Origin of the sequence: Brevundimonas sp. 2YAF1 (assembly GCF_052114745.1) — a bacterium.
Lineage (GTDB): Bacteria > Pseudomonadota > Alphaproteobacteria > Caulobacterales > Caulobacteraceae > Brevundimonas.
Genome location: NZ_JBFRFI010000001.1, coordinates 460,859 through 485,151, shown reverse-complemented (window position 1 = coordinate 485,151; position 24,293 = coordinate 460,859). Strand labels below are relative to the sequence as shown.

The following is a 24,293-nucleotide window of genomic DNA, read 5'->3' as shown; positions in this document are numbered from 1 at the left end:
CGGGGGGGTGGGGTTGGTCCAGCCTGCTAGGGGGCTTTCGTGCTGCGCAGGAAGAAGGCCGGATGCGCAGCCACCGCGTCGGCCGCGTCCCTCAGCAGGCGGACGTCCTCAACCTGGGTCGGGGGCAGGTGGTCAGCGACGCGGCGCAGGGCGGCGACGACGCTGTCCGGGTCGACGTTGAGGCCGCGGATCTGTTCCAGAGCGATACGGGCGTCAGACACGGGATGGTTGGCGAGGACCGGCCGCTCGCTCAGGGCGTGAAGCCTGATCGTCGCCTGACCCAGGGTCAGAACCGCCAGACCGCCGGCCACGGCTGAAACTTCCCGGTCGCCGGTCTTGTCGACCCAGCGGGACAGACGCAGCATCCGGTGTTGCAGGCGTGCACGCCAGGTGTCCTGGCGGCGAACGGCGTCGGGGCTCCGCGCCATGGCCTGGACCTCGCTCACCATGACGCCGATCAGGGTGTCCAGTCGCCGCGACAGGGTTGCGGGATAGATGAGCCGATAACCCAGCCAGGCCGCAGCCGGCCCGGCCAGAACCGCCAGGGCGATGGCCAGAGAATGGCTGAGGGAGCCGGTCAGCGGAAAGATGGGCGGCAACAGAAGCAGCAGGTTCATGTTGTAATCGAACGCCCCTTCGCCGGTCCTTCTGTGGCTCATCAGGAAGGGGCCGAGGAGCAGGAAGGGCATGGTCAGGAGAACCAGTTCGATCGGCTGCCTCGCTAGCGGCCAGACCAGCCACCGGCAGATCAGGGCGGCCAGAACGCCCAGCACCACCCCGCGAAACACATAGACTATGGTCCGCGCCGGGAAGTCCATGGACGAAAACACGCTGGTCATGACCGCGGCGCCCAGCATGAGATAGGGGCCCGTGCTCCAGCCGGTGACGACCCAGACTGCGCCCATCAACAGCATGACCGCCAGCGATCGCAAACCGGCCTCTCTTGCGCCGACCCAATCGCGGTGAAGCAGGCCTGTGACCACGCGCTGCGGCCGCTCTGTCGCCGCTCGGTCGCCCAGCAGGCGGTCGCGGACGGCGGTTTCCAGGCCCAGGAGCGCTTCATGCAGTGCGGGATTGCCTGCGGCTGCATCGGCGGCGCGTTCCAGCGAGCCGACAAGGTCAGCAGGGAGGAGGGCGGTCTCGAAGGCGACGGCGGCCTGATCCAGCGCTTCCGAGATGACGGCGGTCGAGGCGGCGTCGGAGGCGGGTGTTGCGGGGCGTAGTAGCCAGACGACGGCGGAGACCTGAGCGACGAGGATCCGGCGCAGACCCCGAGCCTCTTGCCGACTGCGCCATGAGCCGGCGGCCTGGGAGTCCAGCGTTTCCTCGATCAGGGCGGCCTCGGCCAACAGCGGCTGAACGGCGCGATCGTCAGCCGGCTCGTCGCGCAGGTCGCGGGCCATGGCGCGCAGCAGTCGCGCCGTCAGGTTACGTGTGCGGGCGGCCAGCACGCCCTCCGAGCGCCGGGGTGCGAACGCCAGGCCGATTACCATGGCGACCACGATGCCCAGCAGGACCGTCGCCAATCGATCGCCCGCCAACTCCAGGATATGGCTCGGGCGGTTGTAGTCGAGCAGGGCGACCATGGCGGCCGAATAGCCGGCCAGGGTGACGCCATAGGCCACATAACCGCGCTGAAGGTTTCCCGCCGCAGCGCACAGGGCGGTCCAGGCCGAAACAGCGAGGACCAGGATCAGGGGATCGCTGCCCGAGATCAGCAGGAAGGCGACCCCGGCGGCGACGCCGCCGACCGTGCCCGCCATCCGGAACAGGCTCTTTTCGATGACCTGACCGCGCATGGGCTGGGATGCAGCCCAGACCGTCATCGCGGACCATTGCGGATGGTCCAGGCCGATGCACCAGCCGATGAGCAGGGCGGCGCAAGCCCCCAGCGCCGTGCGCAGCGTGAAGGGCAGGCGGGCCACGTCAAAGCCCCAGGTCGACAGGGCGGACGAAAGACGCGTGGGGGCGACGGCGGTCACGCCGGCTGAACCGGGACGTCCGTGCGGCTGTCCAGCCGGCGACGAATTTTTTCAAAGGCGGCAAGGGCGGCGGTGATCTCCGCGTCGCTGAGTTCGACCAGCATGTCGTCCTCGGCCTCGGCCAGCGCCCGCGCGATGGCTTCCACGGCCCCGCGCCCGCTCTCCGTCAGAAAGATCAGACGGGCGCGGCGATCAGCGGCGTCGGCGCGTCGCTCGACCAGGCCGCGCGCCTCCAGAATGTCGATCAGCCGGACCAGCGTCGATCCGTCGATGCCGACGCGCGCGGCCAGGGTCTTTTGCAAAACGCCGTCGCCCGATTCCCGAAGATGGATCAGCGGCCCCCAGGTGGCGTCAGTCAGGCCGGTATTGGCCAGCGCCAGATCCAGGGCCTGGCGCCAACGCCGGGCCAGGACGGAGAATTGGATGCCGAACAGGCGGCGGGATGAGGGGACGGTAGACATCTTGTTCTTGCTAACAGAAATGATTTGAATATCAAATTAATTGCATTATCGGGTTCTTGCGAGTGGCGCCGGGCGTGGGGCGGGGCACGCCTCGGGCGGGCGAGGACGGACATAGACATAGGCGATGCGCTCGTCGGTCGCCTGCAGGGCTGCCGTGATCGCGTTGATGCTCTCGCCTATCGCGGGGGCGTCCGCGGCCTGTTTGAAGCTTAGGGTCAAGGCGACAAGGATCGCGCCGGGACCCAGCTGAAGCGTGGCGATATCGATGATTTCGTCTATACTCTCCGCGCGCCGCAGAGCCTCTCGCAGCTTTTCAAGGACCGGACGCGCGACCGCTTCGCCGGCGATCAGGCTGCGGGTTTCGTTGGCCAGGACCAGGGCGACGCCCGTGAGCAGCAAGCCGACGCCGATCGAGGCGGCGCCGTCCGCCCAGGCAAAGCCCAGGAAGCTCGAGCCGATAATTCCCAGGGCCGCCAGGGTCAGTCCGATCATGGCGGCGGAATCCTCCAGAATGACCGAGAAGACGTTGGGGTCCTTGGACCCGCGGATAAAGGCCCAGACGCTTACGTCGCGACCGCGCACGATGCGGCGATATTCTCGCAATCCGACGCGCAGCGACGCGCCTTCAAACACGGCGGCGACCGCCAGAACCGCCAGGCTGATCCAGGGCGAACGGATCGGTTCGGGGTTCAGGGCATGACGGACACCCTCGTAGAGGGACACCACGCCGCCCAGAAAGAAAACCATCAGGGCGACTATGAAGGACCAGAAATAGGCCTCCATGCCGTAGCCCAGGGGATGGGTGGGGTCGGCCGGGCGCTGGCTCCGCCTCTGGCCGATGAGCAGAAGCACCTGGTCTCCGCTATCCACCAGAGAGTGAATGGCTTCTGTCGCCATGGCGGTGGAGCCGGAGGCGCCGGCGGCCGCGAACTTGGCGATCGCCACGCCGAGGTCTCCGGCCAAGGCGGCGATGACCACGCGGGTCGACGCTGTCGCCATTCTATCGTCGGGACGAGCGAGACTCGCGCCCGATCCCGGGGCGCCGGAGCGGTTTGCGGCGCAACCACAACCCGACGAGGCCGGCGACGATCAGCACGAGCACCAGCAGCATGCTGGCCTGAACCATGAAGACGAGTGGGCTGGTTGGCCCGCCCGCGCGCAGTGTTGCGACCTGTTTGGCCGTGACCTGCGATTGCGGGTTACCCCATTGCTCGGTCAGATAGTTGACCAGGGTGGCCACCTGAATGTCCGACAGGTCGCGCCCGAAGGCCGGCATGTTCACATCGGGCTGCCTGTGCAGGCCGTTCAACACCACCATGACCAGGTTGTCAGGACGCGACCGACCGAGGGCGGCGTTGTGGAAGAGCGAGGGCAGGCCTCCGTCGAAACTGCCCTGACCCTGGGCCTGATGGCAGGTGGCGCAATGGGCGTCATAAAGTTGCGGGCCGGTCATCTGGTCGAGGTTGGCGGGCAGGGCGACGCCCCGTATCGAAGCCAGGTCGTCGCTGGCTTGGCCCCAGGCGAAGGCGGGCCGGGTATCGCCCTTGCGGCGCACCGGCGGGCTCGACTTCAGATAGACGGCGATGGCGCGCAGGTCGGCCTCATCGAGATGCCGAAGGCTGGCGTCGATCGCTTCGGCCATGGGGCCGGCCGCCTGGGCCTTTCCTGCGGCATGCCCGGTGCGGAGATAGCCCGCCAGTTCCTCGACCGACCAGCCGCCGACCCCGCTGACGGGGTCGGAGGTGATGTTGGGGGCGAACCAGCCGCCGAGCGCGGCGCCGGACAGCACGTTCCTGGAGCTTTCGGCCATCAGAATGTTGCGGGGCGTGTGGCACGAACCGCAGTGCGCAGGGCCCTCCACCAGATAGGCCCCCCGATTCCATTCGGCGCTCCGCTCAGGGTCCGGCGCGAAAGGTTTCTTGTTCAGGAACAGCAGGTTCCAGCCCGCCATCGACAGGCGGATGTTGAAGGGGAAGGGCAGGCGGGTCTTCTCAGGCGCCACGTCGACCGGCTGAACCGAATGCATGAAATAGGCATAGAGGGCGCGCGTATCGTCCTCGGTCAGCTTGGCGTAGGCGGTGTAGGGCATGGCCGGATAGAGCTGCGCCCCGTCGGCCCGAACGCCGCCCCTCACCGCACGATCAAACTGGGTGAAGCTGTAGCCGCCGATGCCGTGGGTTCGGGACGGGGTGATATTGGTCGAGACGATGGTCCCCAAGGGCGAGGCCATCTTCAGTCCGCCGGCCATGGATCTTCCACCGGGCGCGGTATGACAGGCGACGCAGTCGCCGGCGATGGCCAGGTATTCGCCACGCTGGATCAGGGCGGCGTCGGCGGTGGTTTGCGCCTGGGCGGGCAAGGCTGCCAGGCCGAGCAGGCCGATGGGCGCCGCCAGGACCGCGAGACGATGAAACAGGTTTGCCAAAAACGTCATTGAGCCCGCGCCCCTTGATCGGCCGCCAAGGTCGGCCTGGAGCCCAGGATGTGGTGGACGCTTCTCAAGGCGACGGCCACGCCGTTCTCGGTCGAGTTGCAGGTGCCGGCTGTCGGAAGCACCCCGGTGCTCGCGAAGAAGAGATTTTCGTGGTCGTGCGCGCGACCGTATCCGTCGCACACCGAGGCGCTCGGATCGGCCCCCATGGAGAGCGTGCCGCAGATGTGCTGATTATTGGCGAAATCGCCGTCCTTGCTGGGCTTCAGCTGGGTTCCCCCCATCAGGTCGGCGATGCGCTGGAAATCCCGCTTGGCGCGTTCATGTCCCAGCCGCGTGTAGTCGTCGATGGCGTAGTGGGCCTGGGGTTTGGGAATGCCCATGGCGTCCTTCTGGTCCGACAGGGTGATCCGATTGTCGAGATGAGGCAGGACTTCGAGCACCGTCTTGACGTTCATCTCGTGAGCGGCGCTGCGGCGCAGGCGCTGTTCAAACTCGGGGCCGTAGACGCCGGCGTCGATCAGCGCCCTGGTCGCCCCGTCGACGCGCGAAATGTTGGTGAAGTCCAGCCGATAGGGGGCATGGTCGGCGCGGAAGGCGCCGTCCCTCATCGTATTGATCGAACTGGGGCTTTGCGGCCCGCGTCCCAGCCACAGAGCCTCCTCGGCGTCGAAGGTCAGGGAGGTGCTGGGGTGGTCCATCAGGTTTCGGCCCATCATGCCGCTGCTGTTGGCCAGGCCCTGGGGATATTTGTCGCTGCTGGACAGCAGCATCAGCCGAGGGCTCTCGATACCGTTGGCGGCGATGATGAAGGTCTTGCCCGTGACCCGATGCGAGCCCTTGTCGGGGTCGTAGTAGTGGGCCGCCGTAATGCGACCGCGCGCGTCGTGCTCCAGGCGATAGACGTTGGCGTTCGGCGCCAGTTTGGCCCCTGCCGCCTCTGCGGACGCGGCGGCGAGGCCGCCGTGATACTGGGCGTCGATGGGACAGATGGGCTGGCAGCTGTTGTTACCGCAGCAGGGCGGCCGGCCATCATAGCTGCGGCTGTTCCGGGCGGTTGTGTTGCTGACTACGTCGAAGGTTCCGGCCAGACGCTCACGAATGCGGCGCATCGCGAACGGCTCGACGACCGGCTCCATGGGGAAGGGCCTGACGCGGGGCGATCCCGTGTTGGGCGCGCCCGAGACCCCCATCAACTCCTCGGCCTCCTGATAGAAGGGTTCGAGGTCGTGGTAGGTGAAGGGCCAGTCGACGCCGACATCGTAGAGGCTCTTGATGCGGAAATCATTGGGCACGTTGCGCCAGGCGTGGGCGGCCCAGTGCCAGGTCGTGCCGCCTACCTGGCGGATATATTCCGCTGGATAGGGATAGGGGCCGGCCTGGACCAGATAGCCGTTGTCCTGGGGCTGATAGACGGGGTGCGGCGCCCAGGCCGAAGGCGGATAGGGCGACATCCAATCGCTGCGTCGCGGGGAATTCCGGAACCGCGCGACCAACTGGCCGCGCGTCACGCGCGGGCCCGCTTCGAGGATCAGGACGGACGCGCCCGCTTCGGCCAGGCGGCGTGCCGCAAGCGAGCCGATAATGCCGGAGCCGACGACCACGAAATCGGCGGACTGGTCAGCCATTGGGCGTGATCTCCACGGAGGGGGAAGGCGGCGTGTTCGCGGCGGGCAGGGGCTCGCTGGGAGGCTGGACCGCCCAACTGCCATAGGAGCCGTAGGCGTAGGTCGGCGGCTTCAGGGCGTCGGACACCATCACTGCATTCAGCGCCGTCTCGAACGCCAGGCACCGAGCCTTGTCGCCGACGCCGACGATGCCGAGGCACCAGGCGGTGACGATCTTGCGCGGCACGGCGGCCAGAGGGGATTGCTGCTGGTCCAGTTGGGCTTGCAACTGAAGGGGATCGACCGCCTGTCGATTGATCAGGGTCAGCAGGTCGCGCGCGGCGGCTGGAAAGCCCGCATCATCGGCGGTCAGGGCGTCGAACAGGCGCGCTGCCTGGGCTTGGTCCAGTCCCTGACGCCCGACCAGGATGGCTGAAAGCGCGAGAAACGCGCCGCGCTCGGGGGTTGAAGCGGGCTGGGCGGCCGCCCACGGGATCAAGGCCAGCGTGGAGGTCGACAGCAGTCCGGCCAGAAGGGCGCGCCGCCCGAATCCCGACACATGAATCCGGAGGCCCGGCTCCATCGGATCTGGAAGGTCCTCTGTGTCTGGCGGCATGGCGGAACCTGACTTGGTTAAAGATGGGGACCATGGTTTCGGCGCATACTCCGCCCGACGCGCAGGCATCGCCAAGTTCGCGCCAAATCCGACCGTGAGCGAAGCAGATGTCAGTGTCTGCCTCATGAGCCCCGGGGGCCGAAATTTGGCGCGCCACGGATCGAAAGGGCGCCTTGTGCATATAAGCCTTGAAACGAGATGGCGTTGCCTCGCCGGCGAACGTTTAAGCTTGCTGGAGATACGGAATGAATTCCCAGCTGCTGGCGGGAGTTGCACTGGCCTCTTTGGTGGGTTTTGGCGGTTGTCAGGCTCCGGCCGGAAAGGCGGTGGAGGCGGTGACGGTCTCTCCGGCGGCCATGGCTCGGATTGGCACGGTCGACGAACGTTTCCAGTCCTATAACGTCGAAATGCTGGAAGTGACGGGTGGGGCGTTCTGGAAGCCCTATGGGGCGAGCAGCAACAGTCCGCCGGCTGCGAGCGATGCGCCGACGCCGGCTGGTATGGACCCGAATATCTACCAGTACCGCCCGCCGATGGATCTCGCCAATCCGCGGCTTCGCACACTGGCTGCGGCCTTGGGGCCAGCCTATGTCCGTGTCAGCGGCACCTGGGCCAACACCACTTATTTCGCGGACAGCGACACGCCCCCGACCAATCCCCCGCCAGGATTTAACGGCGTTCTGACGCGTGCGCAGTGGAAGGGGGTCGTCGACTTCGCGAAGGCGGTCGACGGCGAGATCGTCACCTCCTTCACCGACAGCCCCGGGGTGCGGGACGCCAGCGGTAAATGGACGTCAGATCAGGCGCAGCTGTGGCTGGATTACACCCGGCAGGTCGGGGGACGGATCGCCGCCGCTGAATATATGAACGAACCGTCGTTGGCCGCCATGGGCGGGGCGCCCGAGGGTTATAGCGCCGCCGACTATGGCCGTGACTTCAAGCTGTTCAAGGCATTCGCGGATCGTGCCGCGCCCGACATGCTCATTCTCGGCCCGGGTTCGGTGGGCGAGACGCCGGGGCCGTGGTCGATGGACTATGGAGCCTTGCCGATCATCAAGACGGCCGACCTGCTGGCCGCGTCGGGGCCAGGCGTGGACGCCTTCTCCTATCACCACTATGGCGCCGCCTCGCAGCGTTGCGCCGCGACGGGAATGCCGCAGACGACTGAACAGTCGGCCCTGTCTGAGGAATGGCTGGGCCGTACCAGCCAGACCCTGGCCTTCTATGGCGGACTGCGGGATCAGTATGAACCTGGCAAGCCGATGTGGCTGACAGAAGTCGCGGATGCGGCGTGCGGCGGCAACCCATGGGCGGGAACCTTCACCGACAGCTTCCGCTATCTCGACCAGTTGGGCCGTCTAGCGAAGGCAGGGGTTCAGGTCGTGGCGCACAACACCCTGGTCGCCAGCGACTACGGCCTCCTGAACGACCAGACGCTCGAGCCCAAGCCCAACTACTGGGCCGCCCTGTTGTGGCGGCGGCTGATGGGGACGACCGTTCTGGACTCCGGAGTGCCGATCCAGGAGGGGCTTCACGTCTACGCCCAGTGCCAGCGTGGCGCGCCCGGCGGCGTGACGCTTCTGGTCATCAACAATGATCGTAAGACAAACCGTTCGCTGAGCCTGCCCCTGGCTTCGGAGCGCTACACGTTGGACGCTGAAAAGTTGAACGACAAGGTTGTGCGCCTGAATGGACAACCGCTGGGCCTGGGACCAAATGATGCTCTGCCGGCTCTGAGAGGGGCGGCGACGCCGGCGGGCGCGGTAGTCTTCGCCCCGGCGACGATCAGCTTCCTGGCCGTTCCGACGGCGAACAATCCGGCGTGCCGTTAGGATCGAGCGACGGCGGCTTCCTCGGAAGACCCGCGCCTTGACGCCTAGATGCGCCGTTGCACGGCTCGCTGCTTCTGGAGACGCCATGTCGCAAGCCGCGACGGCAGACGCCAGGTGCTGCGCTAGGCCAGATCGACTTCGGGTTCTGAAGTGGGGCGACCGCGTCGGTCGGCCCTGTTCGGCGCATCCCTTTCAGCTTGGCGGGAGAATACCGTTGTCCTCGGGGCAGAGACGCGTCACGAGGGGCTAGGATTAATGAATGTCGAGACCATCGTGACTGAAGCTGAACGTATTGCGGCCCTGCTCGACATTGTCGACGAGACCCGGACCCAAGATGGGGCGAACAGCAACCAGCTTGCGGTGCTGGGACTGGTCGAGCGGTCCGGCAAGGGTGGCTTACGGCTCACCAACGCCGGCTGGAACCTGCTGGGCGGCCTGGGGCGCGCCTTCAGAACCGAGTACGGGGCGATGGACGCCCGCATTCCCTGATGAACCGGCAGGTCCTCGCCCGCTGCGGCAGGCTTGCATGTACGACAATCCTCCCTTTCGACGGGTCGCTGAGTGATTGCCTCCCAACACGGAACTCGGATGCCGCAGGTTAACGACACCGTTCATATCCGCTTCTCGCTGCGAGGCATGGGCGGGCCGTTCTGGCAGACGAACGTCACCGTGGCCTCCGTCAACGGCGCCGCGCTCCTGCTCGATGGGCTGGATCGACAGGTGCCCGCTGCAGCGTCGGAACTGAAGCGCGCCGGACCCGGACGCTGGACGCTGGATTGGGAAGTCAGGCCGCGTCCCTGATGCAACCGGGTGGTTCAGCCCGCAGGCCTCATGCTCGGGCATAGCCAGGCCGTCAGACGCCGACTTTGAGTTAAAGGCCGATGTGGCCGAGCCCACCGGCTCTGACCAGGCGGCGTCCGAGCGCCTATTTCTTCCGGAACTGGTCCAGGGAGACGACCTTGGGGCCGTCGTCGTCGCCCGAGGGCGGCGGCGTGGCGGCGTTCGGGTCGCGGGCCGGGGGCGACAGGGGCGCGACCTCCGCCTCGATGATCTCGGGCTCTTCGAACTGCAGCAGGAACTGGACGCTGGGGTCGTAGAAGCGGGTCACGGCCGAATAGGGTGCTGAGAGCACCTTGGGCATGCCGCCGAACTTCAGCATGACCGAGAAGCGGTCGTGGTCGACGCTCAGGTCCCAGTACTGGTGCTGCAGCACGATGGTCATTTCGTCGGGGTATTTGGCCAGCACGTCAGGCGGCACCGAGACGCCCGGCGCCCGCGTCTTGAACGTGATGTAGAAATGGTGCGCGCCGGGGATGCCGTCGGGCTCGGCGGCGCGTTCAAGCGCCGAGCGGATCACGCCGCGCAGAGCGTCCTGGGCGAGTTGCTCGTAGTGCATCTCGTCAACCGGGGGGGACTGATCCGTCATCGGGGGCCTCGAAACTGGGAACGCCCGACTGTTACCCGCGACAGGCGAGCGACGGAAGATGCCGATGCAGGAAAGCGCCGGGATTCTGAAGCCAAGCTCTCGCGATGTAAGGAAAGTGGAGGGCTTCTGTTGGCAGGCGCCCTCCGGGCCCCGCCTGAGGAACTGATCCCCCAGGACTTAAGTGTTCGAAATCAACCGAACCGCATTACGCGGCGAGGCGGACTTCTCCAGCGAAGTTATCGTTCGCAGTTAGAAAATGGCCCGATACGGTGGGCCAAGACGGGCAAAAGCATCTTCTTTACACGTCCGTCGATGCTAGTCGGCCCCGCAGCTCCCGCCGATAACGCGGTGAGAGATTGGTGGAGCCGCCGGGAATCGCACCCGGGTCCGGTCCGCTTATTACAAGCGCGTTTATCGCCATAGTCCGGGCGAACCCGAACAGGATCAATATAGGCTGTCCGGCGTCGGCTTCCAAGGGGAAGGTTCAGAAACCTCAGGCGAAACCCGGATGGCGCGGCCAGTCGCGGGTCTGGTTGCGGAACCAGGTCAGCTGGCGTTTGGCGTAGTGGCGGGTGGACAGGCGGATGGCGGCGACGGCTCGGTCCAGCGTCGTGGCACCGGTCAGGTGGGCGGCCAGTTCGGGGACGCCGACGGCCTTCATGGCGGGCAGGGCGGGGTCGAGGTTGCGGGCCAGCAGGGCGCGGACCTCGTCCACGGCGCCGGTCTCGATCATCTGGCTGACCCGCGTGTCACAGTTGGCGTAGAGGCGGTCGCGCGGGGGCTCGACCACCAGGGTGGCGTAGGAGCCGGGCGCGAGCAGGGGCTGGGTGTCGGCCTTCCAGTCGCTGAGCGAGCGGCCGGTGGCCTGGGCGACGGCGAGGGCGCGGATCAGGCGCTGACGGTCGCCGGGGGTGATGGCGGCGGCGGCGATGGGATCGACCTCGGCCAGACGGCGGCGGAAGGCGGCTTCGCCCTCGGCGTCATAGGCGGCCTGAACCGTGTCGCGGACGGCGTCAGGGACGGCGGGAATGTCGGCCAGACCGCGCGTCAGGGCGTTGAAATAGAGACCGGTGCCGCCGACCAGCAGGGCCGGACGGTCTTGCGCCGCCAGTTCGTCCAGCAGGGGCATGACGGCGCGGGTCCAGCGGCCGACCGACCAGGATTCGGCGGCGTCGGCGACGCCATAGAGGCGGTGCTCGGCGCGGGTTTCATCTTCGACTGATGGGCGAGCGGTGAGGATGCGCAGGTCGGCGTAGAGCTGCTGGCTGTCGGCGTTGACGATGACGGCGCCGGTCTTTTCGGCCATCTCCAACGCCAGACGCGACTTGCCCGAGGCAGTGGGGCCGGCGATCAGGGTGAGACGGGGCGCTTTGGTCAAAGGAACAGGCTCGCGAACAGGACCAGAGGGCGATAGAACGCCCGCGACCGGCCCGGCAAGGGCCAAGGAGCAGAGCCTTGATCGACCGCACCGCCGTAATCGCCGCCCTCGACGCCGTTGTGGACCCGAAATCGGGACAGGGGCTGGTCGCAGCCGGTCTGGTTCAGGGCCTGGTGGTAGGCGAGGATCGCGCGGGCTTTGCCATGGAGGTTCCGGCCGGTGAAACCGCCATTTACGCCCCCGTGCGCGACGCGGCCGAGGCGGCGCTGAAAGCCATTCGCGGCATGGCGCGGGTGTCGGTCGTCCTCACCGCCGAGGCCGTGGCAGCCGCTGCGCCCCGCCGCACGGCGGGCTTGTCGAAGGCCGCGACCGATCAGGGCCGGGCCAAGGCGCCGGTGCCGACGGATCGTCCCGCCCATGTGAAGCGCGTTCTGGCCGTGGCCAGCGGCAAGGGCGGGGTCGGCAAGTCGACGGTGGCGGTCAATCTGGCGGCGGCGCTGGCGGCGCGCGGCCTGTCGGTCGGGGTGCTGGATGCTGATGTCTATGGCCCGTCGCTGCCGACCATGTTGGGGCTGTCGGGCCAGCCGGCCTATGTGGACGGGGCCATCATCCCGCACGTCGCCCACGGGCTGAAAGCCATGTCGGTCGGCCTGCTGACCAAGGCCGACGACGCCATGATCTGGCGCGGGCCAATGGCGTCGCAGGCTATCACCCAGATGCTGACCCAGACCCGTTGGGGGACGGAAGAAGAGCCGCTGGACGTTCTGGTGGTGGACCTGCCGCCCGGCACCGGCGACGTGCAACTGACCCTGATCCAGAAGACGCCGCTGGACGGGGCGGTCATCGTCTCGACCCCGCAGGAGGTGGCGCTGGCGGACGCGCGGCGGGCGCATACGCTGTTCCAGCGCGTCAACGTGCCGACCCTGGGTCTGATCGAGAACATGAGCGGCGATGTGTTCGGGCGAGGCGGGGCCGAGGCCGAGGCCGCCCGGCTGGGCGTGGTCTTCCTCGGCGACCTGCCGCTGGACGCGGCCCTGCGCCATGCGGGCGACGCCGGGCAGCCGTTGGTCTCGGCGGAGCCCGACGGCGAGATCGCGCAGCGGTTCGCGGTTGTGGCGGCGCGGGTGGTCGAGGGGTTGGGGCTCTAAACATCCCCCTGACCGTCATCCCGGAAGCGGCGTAGCCGCTATCCGGGAGCGCCAGAAACGCTAACGTCGACGCCTTGAGCGGTCACGGCTCTTCGCCTCGCGGAGCGAGACTGCGGCCCGGGATGGCCGTCGGGGGGCGGTCAGCGCCTATCCAGGGTGCGGAAGGTGAAGGCGTGGTCGTCCTTCTCTCCGGCCGGATGGGATTCGGACGCCGTTTCGACGAAGGCGGTCTCGTCGAAGGCCGGGAAATAGGCGTCGCCCTGGGGCTCGGCGTCGACCTCGGTGATGTAGAGGCGCTGGGCGCGGGGCAGGACGGCCTCGAACAGGGCCGTGCCGCCGATAATGCAGACCTCGTCCACGCCGTCCTCGGCCGCCGTCTCGCGCGCGATGGACAGGGCCTCGCCCAGGTTGGAGCAAACCAGAGCGCCCTTGGACATGCCTTCGGTCTCGTAGGAGCCGTCCTTGGTCAGGACGATGTTCAGCCGGCCGGGCAGGGGTTTCAGCGGCAGGCTTTCCCAGGTCTTGCGGCCCATGATGCAGGGCTTGCCGACGGTGATGGCCTTGAACCGTTGCAGGTCCGAACGCAGCCGCCAGGGCAGGTCGCATTTGTGTCCGATGACGCCGTTGCGGGCGCGGGCGACGACAAGGGCGATTTTGGGAATGGACACGGGCGAGCTCCGTAAGGCGGGGACTTGGACTTAGGCCTCTGGCTCGAGCGGTTTCAAGCGGGCTCCAGCCACTTCAGCCATTTGCGCTGCATGGCGGCCTCCAGATCGATGCCGGCGCGGTCGCAATAGATCAGCAGCATGCCCAGCACGTCAGCTGCCTCGTCGCCGAGGGCCGTTTCGTCGGGCGCGCCGCGCGCACGGCCGGTCAGGCGCAGGTGCTCCTTGGTCAGCTCGCCCAGCTCTTCCTGCAGCTTCAGAAGAGCCCAGTCGCGGTCGCGGTTGATGGCGTGCTCGCGTGCATAGATATCGGAGATGCGGAGGACGTCCGCCTTGAGGTCAGCGATCTTCATGAGGGTCAGACCGCGACGGCGGCCTTGATGTGCGGCCAGGGCGCGTAGTCGCTCAGCACGAAGTCCGACAGCTCGTAGGCGAACAGGTCGGATTTCGGCGCGACGGTCAGGGTCGGCAGGGGCAGGGGCTGGCGGGTCAGTTGCAGCTCGGCCTGCTCCAGATGGTTCAGATAGAGGTGGGCGTCGCCGAAGGTGTGGACGAAGTCGCCGGGCTCCAGCCCCAGAACTTGGGCCAGCATCATGGTCAGCAGGGCGTAGGAGGCGATGTTGAACGGCACGCCGAGGAAGACGTCGGCGCTGCGCTGATACAGTTGGCAGCTCAGCTTTCCGTCGGCGACGAAGAACTGGAACAGGCAGTGGCAGGGTGGCAGGGCCATGTCGTCCACGTCGGCCGGGTTCCAGGCGCTGACGATATGGCGGCGGCTGTTGGGATTGGTCTTCAGTCCGTGGATCAGCTTCTGGATCTGGTCGATGCTCTGGCCGTTCGGCGCGGCCCACGAGCGCCACTGCTTGCCATAGACGGGGCCGAGGTCGCCGTTGGCGTCGGCCCATTCGTCCCAGATGCCGACGCCGTTTTCCTGAAGCCAGCCGATGTTGGTGTCGCCGCGCAGGAACCACAGCAGTTCGATGAAGATCGACCGCGTGTGCAGCTTCTTGGTGGTCAGAAGGGGGAAGCCCTTCGACAGATCAAAACGAATCTGACGACCGAAGACGCCGAGGGTGCCGGTGCCGGTGCGGTCGTCGCGGCGCACGCCGTTGTCGAGGATGTCGCGCAGCAGGTTGAGATACTGCCACTCGGGGTGATCGGCCGGGGCCGCCCCGCTGCGGGTTTCCAGATCGGCGAGGGCGAGTGCGGCGGTCATGGGAAGAGAGGATGAGGCCGAATCGGTCCCGTCGTCACGTGCGACGAATCGTTGCCCACAAGGAAAGCGGAATCAGCCCTTGAAGCCGTCGCCCCCCAGGAACGCGCTCTCTTCCGCCGTCGTGTCGCGGCCCAGGCAGGCGTTGCGGTGCGGGAAGCGACCGAAGCGGGCGATGATGTCCCGGTGGATGACGGCGAACTTGAAGGTGTTCGGCTGCTCGGCCTCGTCCAGCAGGGTCAGAAGCTTGTCCTGATCGGCGAGCGATTCCGAATGCATCAACGGCATCAGAATGAAGGGGCGTAGATCCCTGGCCACCTGACGGTCGTCGCCTCGGGCGATCCCCGCCTTGGCGAACATCAGGGCCAGGGAGTCGGTGGCGAACATGTGCGCCGTGTCGCGAAAGGCGTTTCGCGGCAACTGGTCCAGCAGGATGATGAGGGCCAGCGTTCCTTCGGGCGTCTCAGCCCAGGCGTCCAGTTCGCGGCGGGCGGCGGCGAAATGGGTCTCGCGGCACAGCGCGGTGAAGGCCGCGTCGAAGGCGGCGTTCTTGGCGAACCATTTCTGGGGACCGGCCTCGGTCCAGAAGGCGACGATTTCGGCGGGGGAAAGCAGCATACTCATGCCGCAGAGCTTACCCCGTGGACGCGCCCATGCACGGCCCCGCGAGGGGGAAATCATCTAGCGATGTAAGAAAAAATGGTCGGAGTGAGAGGATTCGAACCTCCGACCCCTGCGTCCCGAACGCAGTGCTCTACCAGACTGAGCCACACTCCGACATTTCGTCTCGACGCGGGCCTGAGGCCGTCGTTGCGCCGAGGAGGGGGCTTATAGCCACGGGTTTCGGACCTCGCAAGCGGGGATTCAGCTGCTTTGAAAAAAGTCTCTGCTCGATGAAAATTCTTCTGTTTTCAGGTGTTGCATCCCCGAAAGCCTTGGCGTATCTCACCGCTCCTCGCAGCAACGAACTGCGGGGCGCACTGGTCCTGCTGGGGAATGGTGTAATGGTAACACTACGGTTTTTGGTACCGTCATTCTAGGTTCGAGTCCTAGTTCCCCAGCCAACCGCCCTAGGGGCGTGAGCATCGACCGGCTCAACTTCTTTTCCCTATATAATAATGTACGCTTTACCGATGGCGGGCTCGTTGTTGGCGTCATCAGGCCGTGTGACTGAACTGAATCGCCAAAGACAAAGGCCGCCGGATTGCTCCGGCGGCCTTTGGTGATTCTAAGGCCGAGGTCAGCGGACGGGCGTCGGAGGCGGCGATGCTGGAGCGGGCGCGCCGTTCTTGTAGCGGTCGAACCAGGTCAGGATGGCGCTGATCCGGGCGGCGTTCTGGGACGGGCGGACGGCCAGGCCGTGGCCGACGCCGGGAATCTTGACCAGGGCAGTGGGCACGCCGCGCAGTTGCAGGGCGGTGTAATACTGCTCCGACTCGCTGACGGGGGTGCGGTAGTCCTCGTCGCCGACGACGACCAGGGTGGGGGTGGTGACATTGCCGACCAGCGACAGGGGGGACCGGCGCCAGTAGGCCTCATGGTTCTCCCACGGATATTCGCCGAACCAGTAGCGGGCGAAGAAGGCAGGGTTGTCAGCGGTCAGGACGAAGCTGGCCCAGTCGATCACCGGCTTCTGGCTTGCGGCGGCCTTGAAGCGGTTGGTTTTGCCGACGATCCAGGCGGTCAGCACGCCGCCGCCCGAGCCGCCGGTGACAAACAGTCGGTCGGGGTCGGCAACCCCCTTGGCGATAACGGCGTCGACGCTGCTCATCAGGTCGTCATAGTCGTGGCCAGGATAGTCGTGGTGGATCAGGTTGGCGAACTCCTCGCCGTATGACGTCGAGCCGCGCGGATTGACCGACAGGACGGCGTAGCCCGCCGCCCCGAACAATTGATTGTCGGTGGCGAAATGCGGGCCGTAGGCGGCGAAGGGGCCGCCGTGGATTTCCAGGATCAGCGGATACTTCTGACCCTCAACATAGCCGGCGGGGAGGGTCAGCCACGACTCCACCGTGCGGCCGTCATGGGATGAGGCGACCTCCAGCCGCTGAACGGCGCCCAGGATCTTGCTGGCCAGATAGTCGGCATTCAACCTGGTTAGTTGGGTCTGGCGGCCCTGACGCAGCACATGGACGTCAGCGGGGCGCAGGGCGTCGCCGCGGGTGAAGGCGACCGAGCCGTCGTCGGCCAGGGAGAAGTCGCCGCCGGAATAGGGACGACCGATGTCGCTACCGCTGAGGCCTTGAACGATCGTCGAGACTGCGCCGTCCAGCGACACGCGCGCGATCGTGGTCGAGCCGTGGTCGTCATAGGCGATCAGGATGGAGCGCCCGTCCTTGCTCCACACCGGCGACTGGACCGAGCGATCCAGACCGGCGGTCAGGACCCGGCGGTTCGCGCCGTCGCGGTCCATCACATAGAGGCGGGTGTTCTGGTAGCCCAGCCTCTGGTCGTCATAGCCGACATAGGCGATGCGGCGGCCGTCGGGCGAGGCGACCGGCGACTGATCGGGGCCGAGGCGGTCTGTCAGGGCGGTCAGGACGCCCGAACGGACGTCCAGGGCATAGACCTCGCTGTTGGCCGCTTCGCGTTGCCAGTCGGGGCCGCGATTGGCGCTGAGATACAGGGTCGCGGAATCGGGCGACCACGACAGGTCTCCACCGTGGTTGAAATCGCCCTGGGTCAGTTGGCGCGCGCCGCCCCCGTCCGCCGGGGCGACGAAGACCTGACGATAGCCGGGCTTCAGATAGCCCTGGCCGTCGGCGCGATAGGTGACGGTATCGATGACCTCCAGCGGCGGGGCCCATTGGGCGCCTTCGGGTTTGGGCAGGGGCGCGCCCAGTTTCGGCGCCTGACCAGCGACCAGAACCGAATAGGCCAGCTTGGTTCCGTCCGGCGACCAGCTGATTCCCGTCGGCGTGTTCGGCAGGCTGGTGACCCGGACCGACTGGCCCGAGCCGATCCAGCGCACGAACATCTGCGCGCCGCCGCCCTCGGCGGTCGAGATATAGGCGACGCGGGTTCCGTCGGGCGACCAGCGCGGCTGGCTATGCGACCCGGCCCCGGCGACCAGCGGGGTCTGCTGGCCCGTGCGCACGTCGATCAGCCAGATGGTCGGTCGCATCCGGTCCGTCATGATGTCGGCGGTCTGGCGCACATAGGCGACGCGCGATCCGTCCGGACTGATCTGCGGGTCCGAGGCGACCTCGAGGCCGAACAGGTCCTGAGCCTGGAAGCGGACGGATTCGGACGGCGGCGGCGCGGGCTGCGCCACGACGGGCGTGGACAGTAAGGCCAGGGCGCAACAGGCCCAGATCGCTTTAGACATTCGGTGTTTCCCCCTCTGGAACGCCGCGATCATAGAGGGGGCAGGGGGGGCGGCAAGCGAGATCGGATGACGTTGTGCGACCGCTGATCTGCGCTTGGTGACGTCAGCGGGAGACGCAAAAGCCGACGAGGGCCTTCATGACTATCCCTTGGTCGCCGCGCCTAAAAAAGGTTCACATGACATCGCCGCTGGGGCGCGGGTAGCAGGTCGCCATGGCAAAGCTAGTCGCATTCTCCGCCCCGAAAGCCCGCATCGTTTGGATCAACATTGAGAAGGTGGTCCGCATCGAACACCGCAGCGGACGGAAGTTCTTCGTCCACTTCAGCAACATGTTGCTGTCGCCGGTGGAGATCGAAGACGATCTGGCGGGGCTAGCGGCTCGGCTGGCTTCCGCCAGCGCCTAGCTCGTCCGCCATCCAGCCGGACGCTGCAACTCACACGAAAAAGGCCCGCCGTTTCCGGTGGGCCTTTGTGATCACTTGGGCTGCTTCGATCCAGCAGCGGCCTTATCGACCAGATTCTTCACGCTTGGATTTGAAGCGTTCTGTTTGGGCTGGACCTTCTTGGTCTTGCCTTTGGATTCTTTCACGCCTTGTGGCCTTTCATGTGCCAGCGGACCCTATCAGGTCGAACAGCAGCAAATGAGGCGGTGGGTGTCTCGACGGCAATCCGCGAGCCGGGCAGGGCGGCGAAGCCGTTGAGCAAAGTTTCAATGTATTGGGGGCGGTGTGCGCCATTCTCTTCGCTGAAGAGAATGGCGCGAGTGACGGGACTCGAACCCGCGACCTCCGGCGTGACAGGCCGGCACTCTAACCAACTGAGCTACACCCGCGTTTCCCGCCGAGGAGCAATGCGTCTCGGCGAGGGGCGTCGTTTAGGCGGGAGGGCCTTGCGCTGTCAAGCAAGGTGGTGATGATTTTGTGGAGAAAACTGCGCGATCAACGTTGCGTGAGAACGGGTGCGAAAAGTGGGCGTTATCGGGGCTTTTCCTGCGAACCGTTCGCAACATAAAAACCTTTGCCGACATGGGTTTGAACCCCGACGAGGTTGGGTCTAAGAAGCCCCGAATCCGCCCCCACCCTCGGCGGGCGAGGCAGCTCGAATGAACGCATTTCTTCTGGAATATCTCCCGATCGTCGTTTTCCTGGCGATCGCGGCCGTCCTTGGCCTCGGCTTCATGCTGGCCGCCTGGGCTCTGGCGCCGAAAAACCCCGACACTGAAAAGCTGTCGGCCTATGAGTGCGGCTTCAACGCCTTTGACGACGCGCGCATGAAGTTCGACGTCCGGTTCTATCTGGTGTCGATCCTCTTCATCATCTTCGACCTGGAAGTGGCCTTCCTGTTCCCGTGGGCGGTGTCGATGTTCGACCTGTCGACCGGCGGCATGGTCTTCGCCTTCTGGTCGATGATGGTCTTCCTCGGCGTGCTGACCGTCGGCTTTATCTATGAATGGAAGAAGGGAGCGCTGGAATGGCAGTGATCGCGCCTTCGTCGCCCCTGGTCCCCGCCGGCTCGGCCGCGCGCTCGACCGTGGAAGGCTACGACCCCAAGATTCACGACAAGTTTTTCGAGCAGGTGAACACCGAGCTCGGCGAGCAGGGCTTTCTGACCACCTCGCTGGACGACGTCATCAACTGGGCCCGCACGGGTTCGCTGATGTGGATGTCGTTCGGCCTGGCCTGTTGCGCCGTCGAGATGATTCACCTGTCGATGCCGCGTTTCGACCTGGAGCGTTTCGGCACGGCTCCGCGTGGTTCGCCGCGCCAGTCGGACCTGATGATCGTCGCCGGCACCCTGACCAACAAGATGGCTCCGGCCCTGCGCAAGGTCTATGACCAGATGCCGGAGCCGCGCTACGTCATCTCGATGGGCAGCTGCGCCAACGGCGGCGGCTATTATCACTACAGCTACAGCGTCGTGCGCGGTTGCGACCGCGTGGTGCCGGTGGACGTCTATGTCCCGGGCTGCCCGCCCACGGCCGAGGCGCTGCTGTACGGCATCCTGCAACTGCAGAAGAAGATTCGTCGCACGGGGACGATCGAGCGATGAGCGAACTGGTGCGCGTGGCGGAGCGCGAATCCGCCCTGACCCCGCTGGGGACCGAAATGGTCGCCGCCCTGGGTGTCGAAGCCGTCGTCGCCTTTGGCGAGCTGACGCTGATCGCCCCGCGCGAGAATATCGTCGAGGTCATGACGGCCCTGCGCGATCAATTCGGCTTCCAGCAACTGATGGACGCCTGCGGCGCCGACTATCCGGACCGCGTCGAGCGGTTTGAGGTGGTCTATCACCTGCTGTCGCTGACCCGCGCCGCGCGCGTTCGCGTCAAGGTGTCGACCGACGAGGTCGCCCCGGTTCCCAGCGTGTCGTCGGTCTATCCGTCGGCCGGCTGGTTCGAGCGCGAAGCCTTCGACATGTACGGCATGATCTTCTCGGGCCACCCCGACATGCGCCGCATCCTGACCGACTACGGTTTCCAGGGGCATCCGCTGCGCAAGGACTTCCCGATGACGGGTTATGTCGAGGTCCGCTACGACGAAGAGCAGAAGCGCGTGGTCTATGAGCCGGTGAAGCTGGCTCAGGAATACCGTAACTTTGACTTCCTCTCTCCCTGGGAAGGGGCCGAATATCCGGCCCCGGTCCTGCCGGGCGACGAGAAGGCGGGAGCCAAGTAATGGCTGTTGGCGAGAACACTCCGGCGACGGCCGCCCCCAAGGCGATCGATCCGTTCGAGGACTATGAAGACGGCCTGACCCCGCACGCGCGGGCGATGGACGACCGCAAGTTCACCATCAACTTCGGCCCGCAACACCCCGCTGCGCACGGCGTGCTGCGCCTGGTGCTGGAGCTGGACGGCGAGTTGGTGACCCGCGTTGATCCGCATATCGGCCTGTTGCACCGCGGCACCGAGAAGCTGATGGAGGCCCGCACCTACCTCCAGAACATCCCCTACCTGGACCGGCTGGACTACGTCTCGCCGATGAACCAGGAGCACGCCTTCTGCCTGGCTATCGAGCGCCTGCTGGAACTGGACGTGCCGTACCGCGGCCAACTGATCCGGGTGCTCTATTCGGAAATCGGCCGCATCCTGAACCATCTGCTGAACACGACCATGCAAGCCATGGACGTGGGCGCTCTGACCCCGCCGCTGTGGGGACATGAAGAGCGCGAGAAGTTGATGATCTTCTACGAGCGGGCCAGCGGCGCGCGTCTGCACGCCAACTATTTCCGTCCCGGCGGCGTCCATCAGGACCTGACGCCGGAACTGATCGACGACATCGGCCGCTGGTGTCAGGAATTCCCGGCCAAGCTGGCGGACATCGAGAGCCTGGTCACCGAAAACCGTATCTTCAAGCAGCGCAACGTCGACATCGGCGTGGCGTCCAAGGAAGAGGCCCTGGCCTGGGGCTTCTCGGGCGTCATGCTGCGCGGTTCGGATATCGCCTGGGACCTGCGCAAGGCGCAGCCCTATGACTGCTACGCCGATCTGGAGTTCGACATCGCCGTCGGCAAGAACGGCGACTGCTGGGATCGCTACCTCTGCCGCATCGAAGAGATGAAGCAGTCGATACGGATCATGGAGCAGTGCATCCACAAGCTGCGCAACTGCCCCGGCGAACCGGTCCTGGCCGAGAACAACAAGATCACGCCGCCGCGCCGTGGCGAGATGAAGCGTTCGATGGAAGCGCTCATCCACCACTTCAAGCTCTACACCGAGGGCTTCAAGACGCCCGAGGGCGAGGTCTATGCGGCAGTCGAAGCGCCCAAGGGCGAGTTCGGCGTCTATCTGGTGTCGGACGGCACCAACAAACCCTACCGCGTCAAGCTGTCGGCGCCTGGCTTCCGTCACCTGCAGGCGATGGACTGGATGAACCGCGGCCACATGCTGGCGGACGTCTCCGCCATCCTCGGCTCGCTCGACATGGTGTTCGGAGAAGTGGACCGATGAGCGTTCGTCGCCTCGCCAAGGAACAACCTGAATCCTTCGCCTTTTCAAAGGACACGAAGGCCAAGGCCGAGTGGTGGATCAAGAAGTATCCTGACAGCCGCCGCCAATCGGCGGTGATCCCGATCCTGTGGCTGGTCCAGAAGCAGGAAGGCTGGGTCTCGGAACCCTCCATCCGCGCCATCGGCGAACTGCTGGGCATGCCCTTCATCCGGGTTCTGGAGGTCGCGACCTTCTACACCATGTTCCAGTTGGAGCCGGTCGGCAAAGTCGCCCTGATCCAGGTCTGCGGCACCACGCCCTGCATGCTGCGCGGCGCGGGTGAACTGATGCGGGTCTGCAAGCAGAAGATCGGCGACAAGGACATCCTGTCCGCCGACGGTCGCTTCACCTGGCAGGAAGTCGAGTGCATCGGCGCCTGCGCCAATGCGCCGGTCGCCCAGATCAACGACTACTACTACGAAGACCTGACGCCCGAGACGATGGCCCAGATCATCGACGACTTCGCCGCTGGCAAGTCGCCGAAGGCTGGCAGCTACGTCGGTCGTCACAGCTCCGAGCCCGAGGGCGGCGCCCAGGTCCTGACGGACCCGACGCTGTACGACGGTTCGCGAGCCAAGAAGATCAAGTCGCTGCCGAACTCCAAGCCGGCGACTGAGAAGGCTCCGGCCTGATGACTCGACCGAACCTCGACAACGATGAGGGCAGGGCGGCCTACCGGGCCGAGCTGCGTCGCGTCGGCTGGCCCCTGCGTTGGGGCGGGCTGGCGTTGATCGTCGTTGCGGCGGGACTGGTGCTGGCGGTCAAGGACGGCAAGTTCGGGCTGTCGGAAGATCTGTTGCTCGTCGCCTACGGCCTTTTGGCCGCGGGCTGGGTGCTCGTCGTCACCGCTATTTTCATGCGCACCCGCCACCACAAGCGCCGTCTGGCGGAAGGACTTTAAGGGCTCATGGTCGGAATCCTCGAAGACAAGGATCGCATCTTCACCAACCTCTACGGCTTCCAGGACTGGACGCTGGAGGGGGCGAAGGCGCGCGGGGCGTGGAACGCCACCAAGGACATGCTGGACCTTGGCCGCGACTGGATCATCACCAACGTCAAGAATTCGGGCCTGCGCGGACGCGGCGGCGCCGGTTTCTCGACCGGTCTGAAGTGGTCGTTCATGCCCAAGGAAGTGAAGGATCGTCCTCACTACCTGGTCGTCAACGCCGACGAATCCGAACCCGGGACCTGCAAGGACCGGGAGATCATGCGCCATGATCCGCAACTGCTGATCGAAGGCTGCCTGATCGCCTCGTTCGCGATGCAGGCCCACGCCTGCTACATCTACCTGCGCGGCGAGTACGTGCTGGAGCGCGAGCGCATGGAAGCCGCCGTCAAGCAGGCCTATGAGGCCAAGCTGATCGGTAAGGACAACGTCCACGGCTGGGACTTCGACGTCTATATCCACCACGGCGCCGGGGCCTACATCTGCGGCGAAGAGACCGCCCTGCTGGAAAGCCTGGAAGGCAAGAAGGGCCAGCCGCGCCTGAAGCCGCCGTTCCCGGCCGGCGCGGGCCTCTACGGCTGCCCGACCACGGTGAACAACGTCGAGTCGATCGCCGTCGTCGGCACCATCCTGCGTCGCGGCGCCGAATGGTTCGCGGGCTTCGGTCGTCCGAACAACACCGGCACCAAGATCATGTCGATCTCGGGCCACGTGAACCGCCCGTGCAATATCGAAGAAGTCATGTCGATCCCGCTGCGTCAGCTGCTGGAAGAGCACTGCGGCGGCGTTCGCGGCGGGTGGAACAACCTGAAGGCCGTCATTCCGGGCGGTTCGTCGGTTCCCCTGATCACGCGCGACATGGCCGAGACGGCGCTGATGGACTTCGATTCCTTGCGTGAAATGCGCTCGGGTCTGGGCACCGCCGCCGTCATCGTCATGGACCAGTCGACCGATCTGGTGAAGGCGATCGCCCGCATCAGCTACTTCTACAAGCATGAGAGCTGCGGCCAGTGCACGCCGTGCCGCGAAGGCACGGGTTGGATGTGGCGCGTGCTGGAACGCATGTCCGTGGGCGACGCCGATCCGTCGGAAATCGACCTGCTGCTCGACGTGGCCGGTCAGGTCGAAGGCCACACCATCTGCGCCCTCGGCGACGCCGCCGCCTGGCCCGTTCAGGGCCTGATCCGGCACTTCCGTCACGAGATCGAAGACCGAATTCAAACCTACCGCAGCCGCCGCGCGAACTTCGCCGGCCACGCGATCGCGGCGGAGTAA

The 24,293-nt window shown here is 66.0% G+C and carries 25 protein-coding genes, 3 tRNA genes and 1 other RNA gene; 13 read left to right on the top strand and 16 right to left on the bottom strand.

Annotated features, from left to right (window positions below; translation table 11 throughout):
• Positions 1 to 26: 26 nt before the first annotated feature.
• From AB4Y68_RS02250 to AB4Y68_RS02225, 6 genes are read right to left on the bottom strand one after another with little or no spacing between them, the layout of a single operon-like run.
• On the bottom strand, positions 27 to 1,982 hold the full coding sequence (locus tag AB4Y68_RS02250) for an FUSC family protein (RefSeq protein ID WP_441453674.1): 1,956 nt from the start codon (positions 1,980 to 1,982) through the stop codon (positions 27 to 29).
• Positions 1,979 to 2,443: a MarR family winged helix-turn-helix transcriptional regulator gene (locus AB4Y68_RS02245; protein WP_441453672.1), complete on the bottom strand. Its 465-nt coding sequence runs from the start codon at positions 2,441 to 2,443 to the stop codon at positions 1,979 to 1,981. The genes AB4Y68_RS02250 and AB4Y68_RS02245 overlap by 4 nt, the downstream gene beginning before the upstream one ends.
• 45 nt (positions 2,444 to 2,488) lie before the next feature.
• Complete coding sequence (locus tag AB4Y68_RS02240) at positions 2,489 to 3,442, bottom strand: cation diffusion facilitator family transporter (protein ID WP_441453670.1); 954 nt, start codon at positions 3,440 to 3,442, stop codon at positions 2,489 to 2,491.
• A gap of 1 nt (position 3,443) precedes the next feature.
• Positions 3,444 to 4,877, bottom strand: coding sequence for a c-type cytochrome (locus tag AB4Y68_RS02235; RefSeq protein ID WP_441453668.1), 1,434 nt, complete (start codon positions 4,875 to 4,877; stop codon positions 3,444 to 3,446).
• Complete coding sequence (locus AB4Y68_RS02230; RefSeq protein ID WP_441453666.1) at positions 4,874 to 6,502, bottom strand: GMC family oxidoreductase; 1,629 nt, start codon at positions 6,500 to 6,502, stop codon at positions 4,874 to 4,876. Before AB4Y68_RS02230 ends, AB4Y68_RS02235 begins: the two co-directional genes overlap by 4 nt.
• Positions 6,495 to 7,040, bottom strand: a complete 546-nt coding sequence (locus AB4Y68_RS02225) for a sugar dehydrogenase complex small subunit (RefSeq protein ID WP_441453664.1) — start codon at positions 7,038 to 7,040, stop codon at positions 6,495 to 6,497. Before AB4Y68_RS02225 ends, AB4Y68_RS02230 begins: the two co-directional genes overlap by 8 nt.
• A gap of 302 nt (positions 7,041 to 7,342) precedes the next feature.
• Between AB4Y68_RS02225 and AB4Y68_RS02220 the strand changes: the two genes are divergently transcribed.
• The 3 genes from AB4Y68_RS02220 (at position 7,343) to AB4Y68_RS02210 (ending at position 9,730) form a co-directional block, all read left to right on the top strand.
• A complete protein-coding gene (locus tag AB4Y68_RS02220; protein WP_441453662.1) occupies positions 7,343 to 8,929 on the top strand; it encodes a hypothetical protein in 1,587 nt (528 codons plus the stop codon).
• Between the two features lie 255 nt (positions 8,930 to 9,184).
• Positions 9,185 to 9,418, top strand: coding sequence for a hypothetical protein (locus tag AB4Y68_RS02215; protein ID WP_441453660.1), 234 nt, complete (start codon positions 9,185 to 9,187; stop codon positions 9,416 to 9,418).
• A 99-nt stretch (positions 9,419 to 9,517) separates the two neighbouring features.
• A complete protein-coding gene (locus tag AB4Y68_RS02210; protein WP_441453658.1) occupies positions 9,518 to 9,730 on the top strand; it encodes a hypothetical protein in 213 nt (70 codons plus the stop codon).
• 124 nt (positions 9,731 to 9,854) lie between these two features.
• Here AB4Y68_RS02210 and AB4Y68_RS02205 read toward each other — a convergent pair whose 3' ends face one another.
• From AB4Y68_RS02205 to miaA, 3 genes are all read right to left on the bottom strand, one after another.
• Complete coding sequence (locus AB4Y68_RS02205; RefSeq protein ID WP_441453657.1) at positions 9,855 to 10,355, bottom strand: SspB family protein; 501 nt, start codon at positions 10,353 to 10,355, stop codon at positions 9,855 to 9,857.
• Positions 10,356 to 10,469: 114 nt separating this feature from the next.
• Positions 10,470 to 10,834: a transfer-messenger RNA gene (gene ssrA / locus AB4Y68_RS02200) on the bottom strand.
• A 14-nt stretch (positions 10,835 to 10,848) separates the two neighbouring features.
• Positions 10,849 to 11,733, bottom strand: coding sequence for a tRNA (adenosine(37)-N6)-dimethylallyltransferase MiaA (miaA, locus tag AB4Y68_RS02195; protein WP_441453655.1), 885 nt, complete (start codon positions 11,731 to 11,733; stop codon positions 10,849 to 10,851).
• Between the two features lie 77 nt (positions 11,734 to 11,810).
• On the opposite strand from miaA, the gene AB4Y68_RS02190 reads away from it, so the two are divergent.
• Positions 11,811 to 12,881, top strand: a complete 1,071-nt coding sequence (locus AB4Y68_RS02190) for an Mrp/NBP35 family ATP-binding protein (protein WP_441453653.1) — start codon at positions 11,811 to 11,813, stop codon at positions 12,879 to 12,881.
• Positions 12,882 to 13,021: 140 nt separating this feature from the next.
• On the opposite strand, the gene AB4Y68_RS02185 is transcribed toward AB4Y68_RS02190, so the two are convergent.
• The 5 genes from AB4Y68_RS02185 to AB4Y68_RS02165 form a co-directional block, all read right to left on the bottom strand.
• A complete protein-coding gene (locus tag AB4Y68_RS02185; RefSeq protein ID WP_441453651.1) occupies positions 13,022 to 13,549 on the bottom strand; it encodes a dihydrofolate reductase in 528 nt (175 codons plus the stop codon).
• A gap of 53 nt (positions 13,550 to 13,602) precedes the next feature.
• On the bottom strand, positions 13,603 to 13,899 hold the full coding sequence (locus AB4Y68_RS02180) for a phosphoribosyl-ATP pyrophosphohydrolase (RefSeq protein WP_441453649.1): 297 nt from the start codon (positions 13,897 to 13,899) through the stop codon (positions 13,603 to 13,605).
• Between the two features lie 5 nt (positions 13,900 to 13,904).
• Positions 13,905 to 14,762, bottom strand: coding sequence for a thymidylate synthase (locus tag AB4Y68_RS02175; RefSeq protein WP_441453647.1), 858 nt, complete (start codon positions 14,760 to 14,762; stop codon positions 13,905 to 13,907).
• Positions 14,763 to 14,834: 72 nt separating this feature from the next.
• Positions 14,835 to 15,383, bottom strand: coding sequence for a DUF924 family protein (locus AB4Y68_RS02170; RefSeq protein ID WP_441453645.1), 549 nt, complete (start codon positions 15,381 to 15,383; stop codon positions 14,835 to 14,837).
• A gap of 76 nt (positions 15,384 to 15,459) precedes the next feature.
• Positions 15,460 to 15,536: transfer RNA gene (locus AB4Y68_RS02165), tRNA-Pro, on the bottom strand.
• A gap of 213 nt (positions 15,537 to 15,749) precedes the next feature.
• On the opposite strand from AB4Y68_RS02165, the gene AB4Y68_RS02160 reads away from it, so the two are divergent.
• Positions 15,750 to 15,823, top strand: a tRNA-Gln gene (locus AB4Y68_RS02160).
• Positions 15,824 to 15,999: 176 nt separating this feature from the next.
• On the opposite strand, the gene AB4Y68_RS02155 is transcribed toward AB4Y68_RS02160, so the two are convergent.
• Positions 16,000 to 18,087 carry a prolyl oligopeptidase family serine peptidase gene (locus AB4Y68_RS02155; RefSeq protein WP_441453644.1) on the bottom strand — a complete coding sequence of 696 codons (2,088 nt, stop codon included), beginning with the start codon at positions 18,085 to 18,087 and terminating at the stop codon, positions 16,000 to 16,002.
• 212 nt (positions 18,088 to 18,299) lie between these two features.
• Between AB4Y68_RS02155 and AB4Y68_RS02150 the strand changes: the two genes are divergently transcribed.
• Positions 18,300 to 18,491, top strand: coding sequence for a hypothetical protein (locus AB4Y68_RS02150; protein WP_441453642.1), 192 nt, complete (start codon positions 18,300 to 18,302; stop codon positions 18,489 to 18,491).
• A 351-nt stretch (positions 18,492 to 18,842) separates the two neighbouring features.
• Here AB4Y68_RS02150 and AB4Y68_RS02145 read toward each other — a convergent pair.
• Positions 18,843 to 18,919: transfer RNA gene (locus AB4Y68_RS02145), tRNA-Asp, on the bottom strand.
• Positions 18,920 to 19,189: 270 nt separating this feature from the next.
• Here AB4Y68_RS02145 and AB4Y68_RS02140 point away from each other — a divergent pair.
• The 7 genes from AB4Y68_RS02140 (at position 19,190) to nuoF (ending at position 24,293) form a co-directional block, all read left to right on the top strand.
• Positions 19,190 to 19,567: an NADH-quinone oxidoreductase subunit A gene (locus tag AB4Y68_RS02140; RefSeq protein WP_207821670.1), complete on the top strand. Its 378-nt coding sequence runs from the start codon at positions 19,190 to 19,192 to the stop codon at positions 19,565 to 19,567.
• Positions 19,537 to 20,136, top strand: a complete 600-nt coding sequence (locus AB4Y68_RS02135) for a NuoB/complex I 20 kDa subunit family protein (protein ID WP_441453639.1) — start codon at positions 19,537 to 19,539, stop codon at positions 20,134 to 20,136. The genes AB4Y68_RS02140 and AB4Y68_RS02135 overlap by 31 nt, the downstream gene beginning before the upstream one ends.
• Positions 20,133 to 20,759, top strand: coding sequence for an NADH-quinone oxidoreductase subunit C (locus AB4Y68_RS02130; RefSeq protein WP_441453637.1), 627 nt, complete (start codon positions 20,133 to 20,135; stop codon positions 20,757 to 20,759). Before AB4Y68_RS02135 ends, AB4Y68_RS02130 begins: the two co-directional genes overlap by 4 nt.
• 95 nt (positions 20,760 to 20,854) lie before the next feature.
• Positions 20,855 to 22,033 carry an NADH-quinone oxidoreductase subunit D gene (locus AB4Y68_RS02125; RefSeq protein WP_441453815.1) on the top strand — a complete coding sequence of 393 codons (1,179 nt, stop codon included), beginning with the start codon at positions 20,855 to 20,857 and terminating at the stop codon, positions 22,031 to 22,033.
• The gene (gene nuoE, locus AB4Y68_RS02120; RefSeq protein ID WP_441453636.1) at positions 22,030 to 22,704 is read left to right on the top strand and encodes an NADH-quinone oxidoreductase subunit NuoE; all 675 of its coding nucleotides are present in this window, start codon (positions 22,030 to 22,032) and stop codon (positions 22,702 to 22,704) included. Before AB4Y68_RS02125 ends, nuoE begins: the two co-directional genes overlap by 4 nt.
• Complete coding sequence (locus AB4Y68_RS02115) at positions 22,704 to 22,973, top strand: hypothetical protein (protein ID WP_441453635.1); 270 nt, start codon at positions 22,704 to 22,706, stop codon at positions 22,971 to 22,973. The genes nuoE and AB4Y68_RS02115 overlap by 1 nt, the downstream gene beginning before the upstream one ends.
• 6 nt (positions 22,974 to 22,979) lie before the next feature.
• A complete protein-coding gene (nuoF, locus tag AB4Y68_RS02110) occupies positions 22,980 to 24,293 on the top strand; it encodes an NADH-quinone oxidoreductase subunit NuoF (RefSeq protein WP_441453633.1) in 1,314 nt (437 codons plus the stop codon).

Excerpts from the sequence above, each read along its gene's own strand:
- AB4Y68_RS02210 (WP_441453658.1), top strand. The coding sequence starts at position 9,518 with ATGCCGCAGGTTAACGACACCGTTCATATCCGCTTCTCGCTGCGAGGC.
- AB4Y68_RS02245 (WP_441453672.1), bottom strand. The coding sequence starts at position 2,443 with ATGTCTACCGTCCCCTCATCCCGCCGCCTGTTCGGCATCCAATTCTCC.
- AB4Y68_RS02240 (WP_441453670.1), bottom strand. The coding sequence starts at position 3,442 with ATGGCGACAGCGTCGACCCGCGTGGTCATCGCCGCCTTGGCCGGAGAC.
- AB4Y68_RS02175 (WP_441453647.1), bottom strand. The coding sequence starts at position 14,762 with ATGACCGCCGCACTCGCCCTCGCCGATCTGGAAACCCGCAGCGGGGCG.
- AB4Y68_RS02235 (WP_441453668.1), bottom strand. The coding sequence starts at position 4,877 with ATGACGTTTTTGGCAAACCTGTTTCATCGTCTCGCGGTCCTGGCGGCG.
- nuoE (WP_441453636.1), top strand. The coding sequence starts at position 22,030 with ATGAGCGTTCGTCGCCTCGCCAAGGAACAACCTGAATCCTTCGCCTTT.
- AB4Y68_RS02135 (WP_441453639.1), top strand. The coding sequence starts at position 19,537 with ATGGAAGAAGGGAGCGCTGGAATGGCAGTGATCGCGCCTTCGTCGCCC.
- AB4Y68_RS02180 (WP_441453649.1), bottom strand. The coding sequence starts at position 13,899 with ATGAAGATCGCTGACCTCAAGGCGGACGTCCTCCGCATCTCCGATATC.
- AB4Y68_RS02115 (WP_441453635.1), top strand. The coding sequence starts at position 22,704 with ATGACTCGACCGAACCTCGACAACGATGAGGGCAGGGCGGCCTACCGG.
- AB4Y68_RS02220 (WP_441453662.1), top strand. The coding sequence starts at position 7,343 with ATGAATTCCCAGCTGCTGGCGGGAGTTGCACTGGCCTCTTTGGTGGGT.
- AB4Y68_RS02125 (WP_441453815.1), top strand. The coding sequence starts at position 20,855 with ATGGACGACCGCAAGTTCACCATCAACTTCGGCCCGCAACACCCCGCT.
- AB4Y68_RS02150 (WP_441453642.1), top strand. The coding sequence starts at position 18,300 with ATGGCAAAGCTAGTCGCATTCTCCGCCCCGAAAGCCCGCATCGTTTGG.
- AB4Y68_RS02170 (WP_441453645.1), bottom strand. The coding sequence starts at position 15,383 with ATGAGTATGCTGCTTTCCCCCGCCGAAATCGTCGCCTTCTGGACCGAG.
- AB4Y68_RS02155 (WP_441453644.1), bottom strand. The coding sequence starts at position 18,087 with ATGTCTAAAGCGATCTGGGCCTGTTGCGCCCTGGCCTTACTGTCCACG.
- nuoF (WP_441453633.1), top strand. The coding sequence starts at position 22,980 with ATGGTCGGAATCCTCGAAGACAAGGATCGCATCTTCACCAACCTCTAC.
- AB4Y68_RS02130 (WP_441453637.1), top strand. The coding sequence starts at position 20,133 with ATGAGCGAACTGGTGCGCGTGGCGGAGCGCGAATCCGCCCTGACCCCG.
- AB4Y68_RS02205 (WP_441453657.1), bottom strand. The coding sequence starts at position 10,355 with ATGACGGATCAGTCCCCCCCGGTTGACGAGATGCACTACGAGCAACTC.
- AB4Y68_RS02215 (WP_441453660.1), top strand. The coding sequence starts at position 9,185 with ATGAATGTCGAGACCATCGTGACTGAAGCTGAACGTATTGCGGCCCTG.
- AB4Y68_RS02230 (WP_441453666.1), bottom strand. The coding sequence starts at position 6,502 with ATGGCTGACCAGTCCGCCGATTTCGTGGTCGTCGGCTCCGGCATTATC.
- AB4Y68_RS02140 (WP_207821670.1), top strand. The coding sequence starts at position 19,190 with ATGAACGCATTTCTTCTGGAATATCTCCCGATCGTCGTTTTCCTGGCG.